Below are 13,760 nucleotides of genomic sequence, written 5' to 3'. Positions count from 1 at the left end.
GCAGTCAAATGTTTAAAAGGGTGTGAAAACAAAAAAGTCTTAAGTGTAAAACCTAAGACTTTTTTTTGCAGAGAGGAAGGGATTCGAACTTATTTCGTTTTTAGCCCTGTTAGTGATGTTTTCCAGTCGTTGTATAATCGTTTTGCCACGATTCTGCCACAACTGTATTTACACACTCCAAATTGCGTTTTTATGTCTTAGCGGAAGAGGAGGGATTCGAACCGTCTTCTTCCACACACTTTAAAACCTCATTTCTAAGCATTTTTAAACTCCTGCCATGATTCTGCCAACAAATATTTATAACAAAATCCATGAAAAAATTATTCTTTAACGACTCCAAAGAACAACATTTTGTTTTTTGTAAAGATACAAATTTTTATTTTCGTGACTGACAGATAATTATCATGGTTGATCAGGAGGCTGATAAAAACTTCAAGATTCAGTTATAATGAATATTGAAGTTTTTTGTCTTGATGAATAAATTCATAAATATCAGATAGTCTTTATTTTTATGAATGGAATCTTTGTAATACTGTTGTTATGTTAATTGAAGGTTTTTTATAAATAGCAATATTTTTTCCGTCTGTAATTTTGAAAATTTTTCTGCTTTAGTTTTGAAGCCCTTTTGCTCAATCTCCCACTTCTCCATTGTCGAGTATATAGTATTTATATCTGTAATGTTCAGATCATTCACTATTTTTAATACAGTATTAAACAATTCGATTTGCTCTGATTTTTTTCCAATAATTGGTAGGGAATAAATTTCCAAAAGCTGCGTAAGAGAATGTATATAATCAGTGTAAACTGGATTCGAAAAAGCAGCTAGTACTGTTGAATTTTGTTCGGGGTCTACACATATTACATTTCCTTTTTCTGCAGATTTTGTCGTCAAATATGGATTTGTTTCTATCTCTTCTCGTAATTGTACAGAAAATGCGCCGTGGTTACAACTTTGAAATGAGTAAGGAAAAAAAGATGATTGTTTACGGTAAAGATGATCTAAATTATATGCCGTTTTTTGCATGATTACCTCACCATAATTTATTCCTAATTTTTGCTTAAACATTATCTGCATTAAAGCCAATTGTAAACTTCTATCCATTTGCACTTCATCTACATCTTTTCGCTCCTTATTTTCAAAAGCCTCTTTTAATACAGCTTTCATCAGCATTTTGGCATTTTGCTCACTCTGGGCGATTTTCTTTTCCAATATGGCACATTGCGCCATTATATTTTCTATTTTTTCTACAATGGCCTGTTGTTCGTCAAATGGAGGAAGTGGTATAATCTTATTTAGGAGGTATTCTTTTGGAACTCTCTTTTGACCTGCTGAGCCTGTCATGACCGCTGCTCCATTTTTTAAGAAATCAGTAGACTTAAAAATTGCATAAATGAAGTTGCATATAACTTTGTTTTCTGGCAAACATCTAAAAATATGTAATTCGGTTGTTCCTGCTCCAATATTGTTTTTTAAATTTTTAAATACTGCTGCTTTAGAATTTTCAAAACAAGGAGTAATTTTTGCAAAACCAATATCGTTTTCAGCAAAATGAGTATAACCCTTTTTAATATCATTCCATTGCCTTGATTCATAAATTGGAATTACTCCGTAATGATCACTGATAAATTCCATTGGAATAAATGAAGATTCTATATTTTGTTTCTCATTGTTCTTTGGATTTATGAGACCTATATCACCCAATCGACACCACACCCAATTTTCAGGAATTTCAAATGGAATTTCTTCTTTCGAAATAGTTACTAAATCTTTTTCTTTTTTTAACTTTTTTTCATTGATAAGCTGCGATTTCTCGGCCTTGATGCGTTTTAGTAGTTGCGAAGCTACTTCAATATCAGGGTTTTCTACACGCCATTTCTCTGTCAATTTTCCTTGTAAAGCTTCTTCCAAAGTGGCTTGTTTAAATTGTGAAAGAAGTTTTTTTTGGTTTTCAATTTCTTGGGTAAGCGTTACAGATTTCTGCTTTATTGAAAGAATTTTATGAAGTAAATGCTTTTGTTCGTTTTTTAAAGGCAAGGGAACTTCTTGACTGAAAAATTTATCTTTTTGAAGACGAACTCTATTTGTAGTGCCATCACTACCTCTATTACATAAGTCATCAAACCAAGTTGTAGCGGTTAACTCTAAAAATAGTTCTTTAGAAATTACATTTTCGTTGATTTGCAAACACCAGAAATCATTGGTAATAATTCCTCCATCTAGTTCCTGTGGGATTATTCCAAACGCTCCGTTTCTTGCATCTATTCCTGAAAGTACAAAATCACCTGCTTTTACTTCGTACATATTGGATTTAATCAAACTGCCTTTTTTTAATTCTCGAAGTTTAATTCCCCTGTGTTTTGAACTAATTGTTACTAATTTATAATCTTTATCAGGAATAAGTTGAACAGGTCTTTTAAACCTCTTTAGAAAATCCTTTATTAAATATCTTTTTTTCATTTATTTCAATAGATTTTCTAACTCTTGGATTACTGATTGAGATTTTGCAAATGAAGTAGATAACTTCTTAATTACTTCGCTAGTAGATAGACTTGTTTCTTCAATTGATGAATTGGGATTCTTGATATCCAAATTCCAATCTTTTAAATCCTTAATATTTACCTTCCAAGCTTGCTGGTTTTTTTCGCGATTATTCCACCATTGTATCAATGGCCCAAACTCTTCAAATTGTATCGGTTTGGTTTTACTGTAGCTTTTTTGCCCTGTTGGTAACTTATGTTCATAATACCAAATATCTTTTGTTTTGCTTCCTTTTTCAAAAAACAACAAATTAGTGCTTACCGTCGCCGGGAAGAAAGTGCTTTGAGGTAAACGTATTATGGTATGAAGATTACAGTCTGTTAATAATTTTTCTCGGATTCTGGCTTTAACACCTTCGCCGGTGATTGAACCATCAGGTAAAACGATAGCGGCTCTACCATTTGATTTTAAAAGTTGTAGTATCAATATTACAAATAAGTCTGCTGATTCCTTACAACGATAATTAGTTGGAAAGTTAGTTTCGACTCCATCAGCAATACTTGCCCCAAAAGGAGGGTTTGCCAATATAACATCTACCTGATCTTTTCTTCCTATGCTGTTATATTCTACCTTTAAGCTGTCTATATAATGATAATCAGGAACTTCTATTTCGTGCAGAATAAGATTGGTCAACCCTAATACAAATGGAACAGGTTTAAATTCCCAACCTGTAATGCTTGTTTGTAAAAACCGTTCATTTTCTACGGTATTTACATAATTATCCCTTACATAATCAATTGCTTCTGTAAGAAATCCTGCTGTTCCGGCTGCTGGGTCCAACACTCGCTCACCCAATTTTGGGTCAGTCATCATTGTCATTAATTTGGTAACAGCCCTTGGAGTATAATATTCGCCCTTGTTCCCTGCATCACGTAATTCGACTAAAATACTTTCGTAAATTGTTCCGAAAACTTGTTTGTCTTTTGAACTATTGAAATCTATTTTATTAAGTTCGTTGATAACTTTACGCATTTCGTAACCCGATTTCATAAAGTTGTTGGTACCATCAAAAATCTGCTGAACAATACTTGTTCTTTTTGGGTTTTGAGGATTGGTTAGCGTACTTAAAGTAGAGAAAAGTCCTTTATTATCTTGTGCAGTACTATCTATAAATTCTAGCAACTCATCTCCTGTAATTCCTTCTTGATCTGACGCCCAGTTTCTCCACTGAAATTTTTCGGGTATTACTGATATGTAATCATCTTTTAATATTTCGAGTTCTTGATCCTTGTCATCAATTATTTTCAAAAAAAGCATCCATCCCAACTGTTCTAATCGTTGAGCATCACCTGATATTCCTCTATCCTGACGCATTATATTCCTAATGCTTGATATTACTGCCCCTATATTTGCCATTATGCTATACCACTGTATAATTCTGTTTCTAATTCTTTTAAAGCCTGCAAATATCGTGATTTTCCTCCAAAGGCTTTAATGAGTTCAATAGGCGTTCCTAATTTATTTAAAGGATCAAGTCTTAAAACTTCTGTACTTTCGATAGTTAACAATCCTTCCTCCGCATATTTATCGAGTAAACTGTTCAAAACGGCCTGTGCTTTGTCACCATATTTTGTAAAATAGTTTCTTTTTTTAACGTTATTTGCACGTTCTTTTCTCGTTAATGGCTTTGCTTCGAAAGCTAAGTGGCAAATTAGATCAAAGGGATCAAAATCTTTCCCTACTTCTTCCTTCAATGCTTCAAAGAAAATTCCTTGTTCTTCCAATTCTTGAATAATAGCTTCTTTCTTTTCTGCACTATTCCAATATGACAAAAATTTTTCTAAGGTTTGATATTGCTTAGTTATATTGCTTTTTGTGTAATCACTCAAACTTTCTGTAATAATTTTCCCATCTGATCCCAAATATTGTACACGCTCATTTACAATCTTTACTTGAACACCATCTACTCTAACTTTCTCACGTCTCATATTTTCTTCAATTTCACCACCAGCTTCAACTTGAGGGAAATCAATTACTTCTCCGTCCAAAATATCAGTAATAGTTTCATCAATTACTTCTTCCTCTACATCACTTAAATCCTCATCTTCACTTACTTGTTTAATCATTACAGGATCTCCATCAAAGTCAGGATCAGCGAATAGATTGGTAACATTACGAAAATCCATGATCGTAAAATAAGTCTTGCCGAATTCTTCATTGATACGAGTTCCCCGACCTATAATCTGCTTAAATTCGGTCATAGATCCAATATTGCTGTCTAAAACAATTAGTTTACAAGTTTGAGCATCAACACCTGTGGTCATTAATTTTGAAGTAGTAGCAATAACGGGATAAGATTCTTGAGGATTAATAAAGTTATCTAATTCTCTTTTTCCTTCATCATTATCACCTGTAATTTGCATTACATACTTATTGTTATGAGCAAATAAATCGGAATTTGCATTTGCTAACGCAGTTCGCATTCCTTCTGCATGTTCAATATCAATGCAGAACACTATTGTTTTGGCAAATCTATCATAGCCTTTCAAAAACTCTGATATTTTTTCAGCTACTATTGCTCTCCGTTCTTCAACAATAATATTTTTATCAAAATCAGTTCTGCTATATATTCTATCTTCAACAGTTTTCCCATTTTTGTCCAGAAATCCTTTTGGCGGCCTCCAGCCTTCGGCATCAATATCTAGCGTAATCTTAACCACTTTATATGGTGCAAGAAAACCATCATCAATTCCTTGCTTTAAAGAATAGCTGTAAATTGGCTCTCCGAAATAATCAATATTAGAAACTTCGGTTGTTTCTTTTGGAGTTGCAGTTAACCCAATGTGCGTTGCCTTATTAAAATACTCAAGAATTTCTCTCCATTTACTATCTTCTTTTGCGCTTCCTCTATGACACTCGTCAATAATAATTAGATCAAAGAAATCTCTACTAAATTGTTTGTAAGCATCTTCAGATTTGTTGTCTGATAACCCTTGATATAATGCTAAATAAACATTGTAGGCTTTATCAATTTTCTTATGTTTAATAACGGTTAAGGCATCTTTAAAATGTCTGAAATCTCCACGAGCAGTTTGATCTAGCAGTGCAGTCCTATCTGCTAGAAATAGAATTCTTTTTTTTGAACCACTTTTCCAAAGCCTGTAAATGATTTGAAACGCTGTATAGGTTTTCCCAGTACCTGTTGCCATTACCAGAAGGATTCTAGTCAAACCTTTTGCAACTGCTTCGATAGTTCTGTTAATGGCTATTTGTTGATAATATCTTGGACTTCGTCCTGAACCATTCTGGAAATAATCTTGTTTGACAACTTCTTCAACTTTTAGATTCTCGATACCTTTATATTTCTTATAAATTTCCCAAAGAGCTTCTGGACTTGGAAATTCGTCTAAGGACAATTCTTTTTCAATTTCTCCGTTTGTAGCAGTTTTATTATGAAAGTAGAAACCTTCACCGTTACTACTAAAAACGCATGGTATATCTAAAGTATTAGCATATCCTAAGGCTTGCTGTATGCCACTCTTCAAGGTATGAGAATTATCTTTCGCCTCAATTATTGCGATTGGTACATTTGGCTTGTAGTAAAGAATGTAATCCGCAAATTTCCTTTTACCTCTTGCAGTCAATTTACCTTTAACATATATTCGACCATCGGTAAAGAATATTTCACGACCAATTTGAGTCAGCTCATCCCAACCTGATTTTAAGATCGCAGGTGTGATAAATTTTGCTTTTATATCAGATTCAGATAAGTTTTTTTTATTCATGAATACTTTCTGGCTATTAATCCATAAATATAGTAAAATCAAAACTGTTAAAACAAACTGAAATTCTTAATATGTGTGGTGGTATTTTGATGCTAAATTAGGATTAACTGAAAAAGGTAAAGGGCGACAAAAAAACTTCAATATTCAGCTGTAGAGAATATTGAAGTTTTTATTTAATACTTAGTACTGTTTTAATAACTCTATCGTACTGCGATAGCCAGGATGATAGGAGGGAGTATATTTAATGTAACCCAACATCTGTAGTTCTTTAAAATACTTGTGATATGTGGGGGTTGTATTGATATGCGACATTGTCATGAGCTTACTTCGGCTTACTCGTATAATTTTGCTCTCATTTTGACGATAGGCTATTCGTATTATAGCTAGGAGTAAACTTATATGCCAGACAGTAAGTCGAGGGTCATTACAAATGTTATCAAGATATATCAAACCTCTTTTTGAAACATCAATTTTCATCTTCAAACAGTTTTTGTACATCTGTCCTGTTGTAATAATAGGAACCCATTACTCTTTTGTGGCGAATTTTTCCGGTGATTCTTAAATTTTGTAAGGTCGCAGGAGAAATGTCCATCATTTTACGAATAGCCTTGCTTCTTAGCCAATCAAATTCTTCTTTCATTGGACGTTGACTAGCATCCAATAATTGTTGTATATCTGACATCATTCTTATTCTGAATATTTCAAGATCTTGTTTTGATACCATTTCCATATTTTAAATTTTGTATGGCTCAAAATTCTATGCGAATACCGCTACAGAAGGAAGATGTTCTTTGTGGTGCCTATTTTGTCTTAAGATGTCCGTTCAGTAACCCTATGCTATTCAAAAAAGCAGGGCAAAAAATAATAATAAGCCTCTTTATTGTGTTGCTAATTTTCTAAATTTACTATTCAAATTATGGAAGATACAGTTGATTCGCGTTTTTATGATCGGTCCAAAGGACAGATATTTAGAATAACCTATAAGAATAGAGATTTTCAAGTAAAGTTATTACAAAAGGAAATAACCAAGGAAATGGTAGAAATAGATTTACTACTGGATGGTGTAGTACAGAAATTAGTAAAGAGAGATAGCAAGTGGTTTTTTGAACATTCTGAAGTTGACAAAGATTTTGCAAACGATATATGGAGAGCAATCTCTTTAAGATACAGATTGTAATTTGATACCACTAATAATTAATAGAGAGGAGGGGCGGTTGTCTTATCTTTAATTTGAGAGATGAATATTACGTATGATTATACTAAAATTCTGTTGAGAATTTGTTATAGTATTGCTATTAGACCCTGTAACGGATGGTTGTAGTTTGACGGACGTAAAGCTCCGATCTACTACCTTTGTGGTAATCTGCTAATGGGCAAGGGAGTAGACGCTATATCTTATAGTCTTTTGAATTTCAAGAACTAACATTTCCCCTTGATGAAGCTCTGAGCTATACTTAAAATTAATTGCAGATTTGCGAAAATTATCACTGCCTAATTTTAATAAGGAAATTACTTTTTTTGTCTAATTAATCATTACCATAAACATGATAATAAATATTGAACCAAATATTCAGCAGCTCAATGAAGTAAAGGGATGGCTTAAGCGAGAATTTGATATTTCTAAAGAAGGGTTTTATTGTAATTGGAATACGATTGAAAAATCTTACCAAAGACAGCAGTTAATAACCTGTACAACTGATGATGGAATTGTAGGCTTTATTTCTTGGGCAGCGAGTAACGACAACGGTTATGTCGAGATTGACATTTTTGAAATACATCCAAATTTTAGGAAAATGTGGTATGGGAAAAAATTATACGAATTAGCGGAGCTATATTTCAAGTCTAAGGGCTTTAAAGCAGTAATCTTATATTGCGAACCAAGAGAGTCTGAGGCTTTTTGGAAAAAAATGAATTTTATAAAGTTTCCTTCTAGAGGATATTCTGAATCTGATCTTTACCACTATAAGCCACTTATTGATGTTAATAAAAATGTAGAATTAGTACATGAAAATAAGTTGGAATTATGGGAAATGCAGTCATGTGAAATTAATAATAATAAGCCGAAATGGAGTTGGATAATCAGTAGACATACCCCACCTGTGTTACAGCCATGTCACGGTGATTGGTATTTACGGCTTACAAAAGACGGCGTAGTGGTTAAAGAGAATAGCGTGAAAAATTTTGATAATAATGAAGAGGTCCTGTTAGATCCATTTTTGTATATTGATACAAGTAAGTATTTTATTGAGTCTAATGCAGAAAAGAAAAATAGGAAGTAGATTATAGAGTACTGGATTAAAGAAATATTAATTGGAAGAGAAATGTTGAAGTTATCCGTCAAAACATTTTGAGAACGATTATAATCGCAATCTTTTTTATATTTTAGCTACAGTCAATTAAGAGGCTGTAGCTAATATAAAATTTAACTGGATTATACATAAAACAAACCAGTTGGCTCAAAACCAATTGCATCTACAACAGGTGCATCTTCTAATTCGGTTTTTTCACCTCTTCTTACATACTTTTTTAAAATCCCCTCATTACCTTTCCCCTGTAGAAATATTCCTTCTCTTCTTTCTAGCCATCCAACAATAACCGCTCCTACAAATTTCTTGTAGTGCTTTTTATCAGCTAATGGTTCTGAAGTTCTGAAGTTTTCTTTGGCGTTACCTTTCAGATTTGCTTGCGGGTGCAAAGAATGATTGTATTTCCACCAAACTGATATCTCTACTTCATGAAAGCCTATTTCTCTCCACAGAACAACACTTGGATAGCCTAATATATCAACAAATAAATGACCGCGTTCATACGTACGTTCATTATTTTGAATGTCTAGCTTAAAAGATTCTTTTTTGATCAGTTCGTTCAGGGCAGCCATCAAGAGATTTCTGTGTGGTGATATTACGCCCAGTATGTCTTTGTTTAGCTGAGTTTCTTCAATAACTCTGTATGGTTCTTCAGATGTTTTCTCCTTTGATACATTTTTATCGATAGTTTAGCATGTCAAAAGAATAAGACATTAGAAGTATTACTGAACGACGATGTATTAAATACAAAGGAATTTATAACTGCAACCTATCGAAATGCATTGACCTTTTATGAAAAAGGAAAAAATGCAGCAGCAGCAGAAGTGATTACTGCATGCACGGATGAAATGTGGAATTTCGAAAATGTGACAGATCTTAAGGAGCTGGAAGGTCAATTATTTTATAAATTTAAGGTGCTTGAGGATGGGAAAGATACATATGTTCCCTTTTTTTTAAGTAAATATCGTGGTTCCTATAAGAATTATTACACTGATGCTAATTCGCTTCTTGACAATCAGTCTCCGAAGGAATTTGTGATTAAATCCTATTTCTCTGTGGGCTTCAAACATTTCCGAAATGAATTGCTTGGATTAGTTCCTGAATTAAATGAATTGGAATTATGCATCTTTCTGGATCTACTTTCGACATTGGAATTTTTGCCATTGTTTTTTGGTAACCTTCCGTTACAAGCTGCTATATCTGATCGGATTATTAAGTTTAGAAAAAGACCGAAATTAAACAACTTGCCAGTTTTCTTTTTCCGGAGGCTCTTAAAGATCAATGTAACCGAGAAGCAAATAGAAGATGTACTTACTGCAGTACGTCCTCTTCAGGGATATATCCGTGAATATAGCTTTCAAAGACATATACATCCTTTCGCTCTGTCCTACATTATAGCTGGAGATAGCAACTTTATGCGGGAGAGAAACTCGGCAAGAGATTTTCCTGCTGTTGATGATGTAGTTAAATACTGCGCGCTTTTTGATTTATATTTAAACGGATTTGAGGCAATAGGATCTTTACCTAAAAATCTGATTTATTACATAAATAGATTTAAAAAATGGTATCCAGCCAAGCCAAGGATAAAGGCTGTACTATCAAGATTATGGGCTTATATCTTCTACTATTCGAAGGCAAATAGAACTGATTATTTACAGTTAACCAAAATGCTAACTATTGATTTCGAGAGTTTTATATTTTTGACAAATCTAAATAAGATTGATGGGCTTTATTTTACAAAAATTGTAACTGAAGCGGAGCTGGAACCACATGAAAATACTTTAAAAAAAGTAAAAATTGACTATTCTGTATATATTGACACTTGTTTTTTACTGAGCGGGATGTTTTCGCAGATTAATGCAGAAAAATGCCTTTTTTATATAAGGGAAGCTTTTATCAATAGCAAATTAAGACACGGATGGAGAAAAGATATCTTCATATCGGATTTCTTTAATGAATCATTTGCTAAGGTTTTGGAAAAGAACTGGTTAACAAGAGAAGAGGTTTTGGAATTATCCGAATCTATATTTTTATTGAACTTAAGATTGTTTGAGGTTACGGACGGTGATCATACCCGATATGGCATATTGAATTTTTTGGATGCCCTAGGAGGTTATGATGTAAAACTTGCTTATAAGTACTGGAAAAGATTTCAAAAGCTGGACCTGGAAAATCATGTGGAGAATCTGTCGTTAATTGCAATAATAATCCACGATATTAAGGCAAATGCGATTCCTTATGATAAAGTGCAAGAAATGGTGAACAGGTGGAGCTTCAAGAATAAAGAGTATACTCAATCTTTATTCAAAGTAGAAATGGAAATACTTAAGAGCGATTTTTATGATGATGATGTTAAAAAGAAATGCTTTTCCAAGGTCTGTGGAATTGTTGAGTCAGTTAAAGGTAAATTTGATTATCAGCAAGGCGTAATAGAAAACTATTATGATGCATATGATTCTTATTGTCAGATGAACAAAAAAGAAAATGAAATCATTGTTGATGCAGACGATAATCTGGCGGATAGAAAAATAACCCAAATGGAATTTTCTCAAATAATTGATAAAATTTCCGACAAAAAAGAATTGCAGGAGGTGTATTCTCTTTTCAGCAACCGCAATAATAAGATATATATTGAAGACAAGGAGATTTGGCGTAAATGGATAGACAAAATACTGTTTGTCGATGGTAATATAGATATGTTTGTGCAATTAACAAAGGAACAAGGTTTCCTAAAGACAGGTTTTTGGGAGACACACAATTCTGAATATTTTTACCTAGGTGTAGCTTGCTGTCTTGAGAATCCAAATGCAAAAGAGCAGATGGAAAAATGCTTAATTGAAAATGCCGGATATGGTGCATTTTATAAATTGATTTATGTTTTTGCAGCGATGAATGACAAAAAAAGTACTTTAGCTCTGTTTAAAAAGTTTTATAAGTTCTGTGATTTTTTGGTTAATTAGCTTGATTGTTACTGATCAAATTCAGTTAGGGAAATAAAATTTGTAAAATACTGATATATAGATATTTGTGGTTTTTAAGTTTTTTGAGACTATTTTTATAACCTATTGATTTAATGTAATTTATGCAATTTTACACGTTCTAATGCTACATTTTTTGCCCCTTTTCTTGCCCCTTTTGGCACTAAAACACAAAATTTAAGCAAAAGAAAAAGAAAATTACTATAGAACTTCAGGGTCTTATATCCTCTTATAGTCATTAATTTACTCATAAAAAAGACTATTGGATTATATCTACCCCTAATTTGGAGAAATTATTAATTTTTCCAAATCCAAGTGTGCTGATTTCTAAAAATTAATGTCAAATTTAAAAACCAATCTGAATGAAGCGAAGAAAAAAATGTTCAAATATTTTTTATTAGACTAGGTTGTACTTTGGGATGAATTTTGCATCCTTATATATGTAATGACCCTAAATAAAGGGTGTAGTGACAACTTAATGCCATTATTGTAGCCTTCGGCCTAAATAACTATTCTCAAGACGTAAAAAATCTGATCATGAGCTCACACATCAGAATTGAAAAAGTCTGCCAATATTGTGGTACAAAATTTATAGCCAAAACAACCGTTACCCGATATTGCAGTAATATCTGCAATAAAAAAGCTTATAAACTCGAACAACGAAATACAAAAATAAGCTATGCCAAGTATAAAGCACGCAATATTGAAGAACGACAGTATCCATCGGTAACCCATCCGGTATACCTCACTGTAAAAGAAACTTCTGCAATATTAAAATGCAGTACTAAAATGGTGTATTTCTTAATCAGTATCGGCCGCCTAAAAGCCATCAACCTATCTGTAAGAAAAACAAGAATTAATGTAGTAGATCTAGCACTAATTTATTAGAACCAATGACATCCATATCACGGGTAAGATTGACTTCATAATATTTTAGAGGACTTCAATAGCTGTTGCTATGGGCCAATTTGACAATATTCAATTCAATTTCATTCCTTAATATCTATATCATGACCAAGGTGACTTTACGGTATAAACCGATAAGTAAAGGACGACAAAGTCTATATTTAGAAATTTATCCTCCTATACAGAGTGAAACCACAGGAAAGCTGCTTAGAAAACTTTATCTTAAAATGTTCATCTACAACAGCCCAAGATCTGAAGCTGAAAAACTCCATAATGAAGAAATTAGCTCATTTGCTGAGCGTGTACGTCTTGACCGACAAATTGATGTTCACAGTACTGACTTTGGTTTTTTGAATAAGACAAAATTCAACTCCAACTTTATTGATTTTTTCCAGGCAGAAGTCGATAGTAAATCAGGGGCAATGCATTGGAGTATGGCTGTTGCCTATTTTAAAAAGTTTGCAGGTGAAGTCTTTTTGTTTAAACACCTTAATGAAGCCTTCTGTGAGAGCTATAAAAAATACCTATTATCCTCTCCTGCAGTTGGACGTTCAAAAATAAAGATTCAAAAAAGTACTGCTGCCACTTATTTTTCAAGATTTAAATCCGTTCTTAAAAAAGCCTATAGAAACAAATACATTTCGGCAGATCTGGGAAATTTTATTCATAATATCAAAGTAGATGATACGCATAGGCCTTATCTTTTTAAAGATGAATTACAAAGAATGGCTAATGCTGATTGTAATTCCCCCATTGTCAAGAAAGCAGGACTGTTTTCGTCATTAACAGGACTTCGCTATTGTGATGTTGAAAGTCTAAGATGGAGCGATATACAGGGAACATCCGGAAATTACTATATTTTATTTAAGCAGAATAAGACGGGAAAGGCGGAATATTACCCTGTGTGCGATGATACGCTCGAATTATTGGGACTTCGTCGAGATGATGATGTAAAAATTTTTGAAGGGCTAAAATACAATCTTATAGTTAAATTTCTTCCTGGATGGCTTAACAATGCAGGAATAAAAAAGCATTTTACATTCCATGGTTTTCGTCATACATTCGCTACTTTACAGTTGACATCAGGCACGGATATTTATACAGGCTCAAAATTATTAGGTCATAAAGATGTTAAGACAACAGAGGTCTATGTTAGGATTGTGGATGAATTAACCAAAAAAGCTTCAGAAAAAATCAAATTAGATTTAAATGGTACAAAGTTATAAAACTGTGGTGTACCTTTTTCAGAGGATTTTCTAGGTTATGACTTAAAATCTGAATATTTTAAAATTATAATAAAATGATT

At 32.9% G+C, this 13,760-nt stretch carries 10 protein-coding genes; 5 read left to right on the top strand and 5 right to left on the bottom strand.

Features of this window, described 5'->3' with window-relative positions:
• Positions 1–538: 538 nt before the first annotated feature.
• The 4 genes from DRF65_RS25820 to DRF65_RS25800 all read right to left on the bottom strand — a co-directional run bounded on the left by DRF65_RS25820 (position 539) and on the right by DRF65_RS25800 (position 6,994).
• Positions 539–2,458, bottom strand: a complete 1,920-nt coding sequence (locus DRF65_RS25820) for a restriction endonuclease subunit S (protein ID WP_115973584.1) — start codon at positions 2,456–2,458, stop codon at positions 539–541.
• Positions 2,459–3,895, bottom strand: coding sequence for a class I SAM-dependent DNA methyltransferase (locus DRF65_RS25815; RefSeq protein WP_115973583.1), 1,437 nt, complete (start codon positions 3,893–3,895; stop codon positions 2,459–2,461).
• Positions 3,895–6,264, bottom strand: coding sequence for an EcoAI/FtnUII family type I restriction enzme subunit R (gene hsdR / locus DRF65_RS25810; protein WP_115973582.1), 2,370 nt, complete (start codon positions 6,262–6,264; stop codon positions 3,895–3,897). The genes DRF65_RS25815 and hsdR overlap by 1 nt, the downstream gene beginning before the upstream one ends.
• A gap of 466 nt (positions 6,265–6,730) precedes the next feature.
• A complete protein-coding gene (locus tag DRF65_RS25800) occupies positions 6,731–6,994 on the bottom strand; it encodes a helix-turn-helix domain-containing protein (RefSeq protein ID WP_115973580.1) in 264 nt (87 codons plus the stop codon).
• A 186-nt stretch (positions 6,995–7,180) separates the two neighbouring features.
• On the opposite strand from DRF65_RS25800, the gene DRF65_RS25795 reads away from it, so the two are divergent.
• Together DRF65_RS25795 and DRF65_RS25790 are read left to right on the top strand one after the other, a co-directional pair.
• On the top strand, positions 7,181–7,441 hold the full coding sequence (locus DRF65_RS25795) for a hypothetical protein (RefSeq protein ID WP_115973579.1): 261 nt from the start codon (positions 7,181–7,183) through the stop codon (positions 7,439–7,441).
• Between the two features lie 367 nt (positions 7,442–7,808).
• Positions 7,809–8,543: a GNAT family N-acetyltransferase gene (locus DRF65_RS25790; protein WP_115973578.1), complete on the top strand. Its 735-nt coding sequence runs from the start codon at positions 7,809–7,811 to the stop codon at positions 8,541–8,543.
• Between the two features lie 152 nt (positions 8,544–8,695).
• Here the strand turns inward: DRF65_RS25790 and DRF65_RS25785 are convergent, their stop codons facing one another.
• Complete coding sequence (locus DRF65_RS25785) at positions 8,696–9,142, bottom strand: hypothetical protein (protein ID WP_115973577.1); 447 nt, start codon at positions 9,140–9,142, stop codon at positions 8,696–8,698.
• A gap of 510 nt (positions 9,143–9,652) precedes the next feature.
• Here DRF65_RS25785 and DRF65_RS25780 point away from each other — a divergent pair.
• The 3 genes from DRF65_RS25780 to DRF65_RS25775 all read left to right on the top strand — a co-directional run bounded on the left by DRF65_RS25780 (position 9,653) and on the right by DRF65_RS25775 (position 13,680).
• Positions 9,653–11,530 (top strand): hypothetical protein, encoded by a 1,878-nt coding sequence (locus tag DRF65_RS25780; protein WP_123947437.1) that lies wholly within the window; start codon positions 9,653–9,655, stop codon positions 11,528–11,530.
• 555 nt (positions 11,531–12,085) lie between these two features.
• On the top strand, positions 12,086–12,436 hold the full coding sequence (locus DRF65_RS28315; protein WP_123947436.1) for a helix-turn-helix domain-containing protein: 351 nt from the start codon (positions 12,086–12,088) through the stop codon (positions 12,434–12,436).
• Between the two features lie 122 nt (positions 12,437–12,558).
• Complete coding sequence (locus tag DRF65_RS25775; protein WP_115973575.1) at positions 12,559–13,680, top strand: site-specific integrase; 1,122 nt, start codon at positions 12,559–12,561, stop codon at positions 13,678–13,680.
• Positions 13,681–13,760 lie beyond the last annotated feature (80 nt).

The organism is Chryseobacterium pennae (genome assembly GCF_003385515.1).
Classification (GTDB): Bacteria; Bacteroidota; Bacteroidia; order Flavobacteriales; family Weeksellaceae; genus Chryseobacterium; species Chryseobacterium pennae.
The sequence above is the reverse complement of the archived record's forward strand: the minus strand, read 5'-3'. Positions and strand labels throughout refer to the sequence as shown.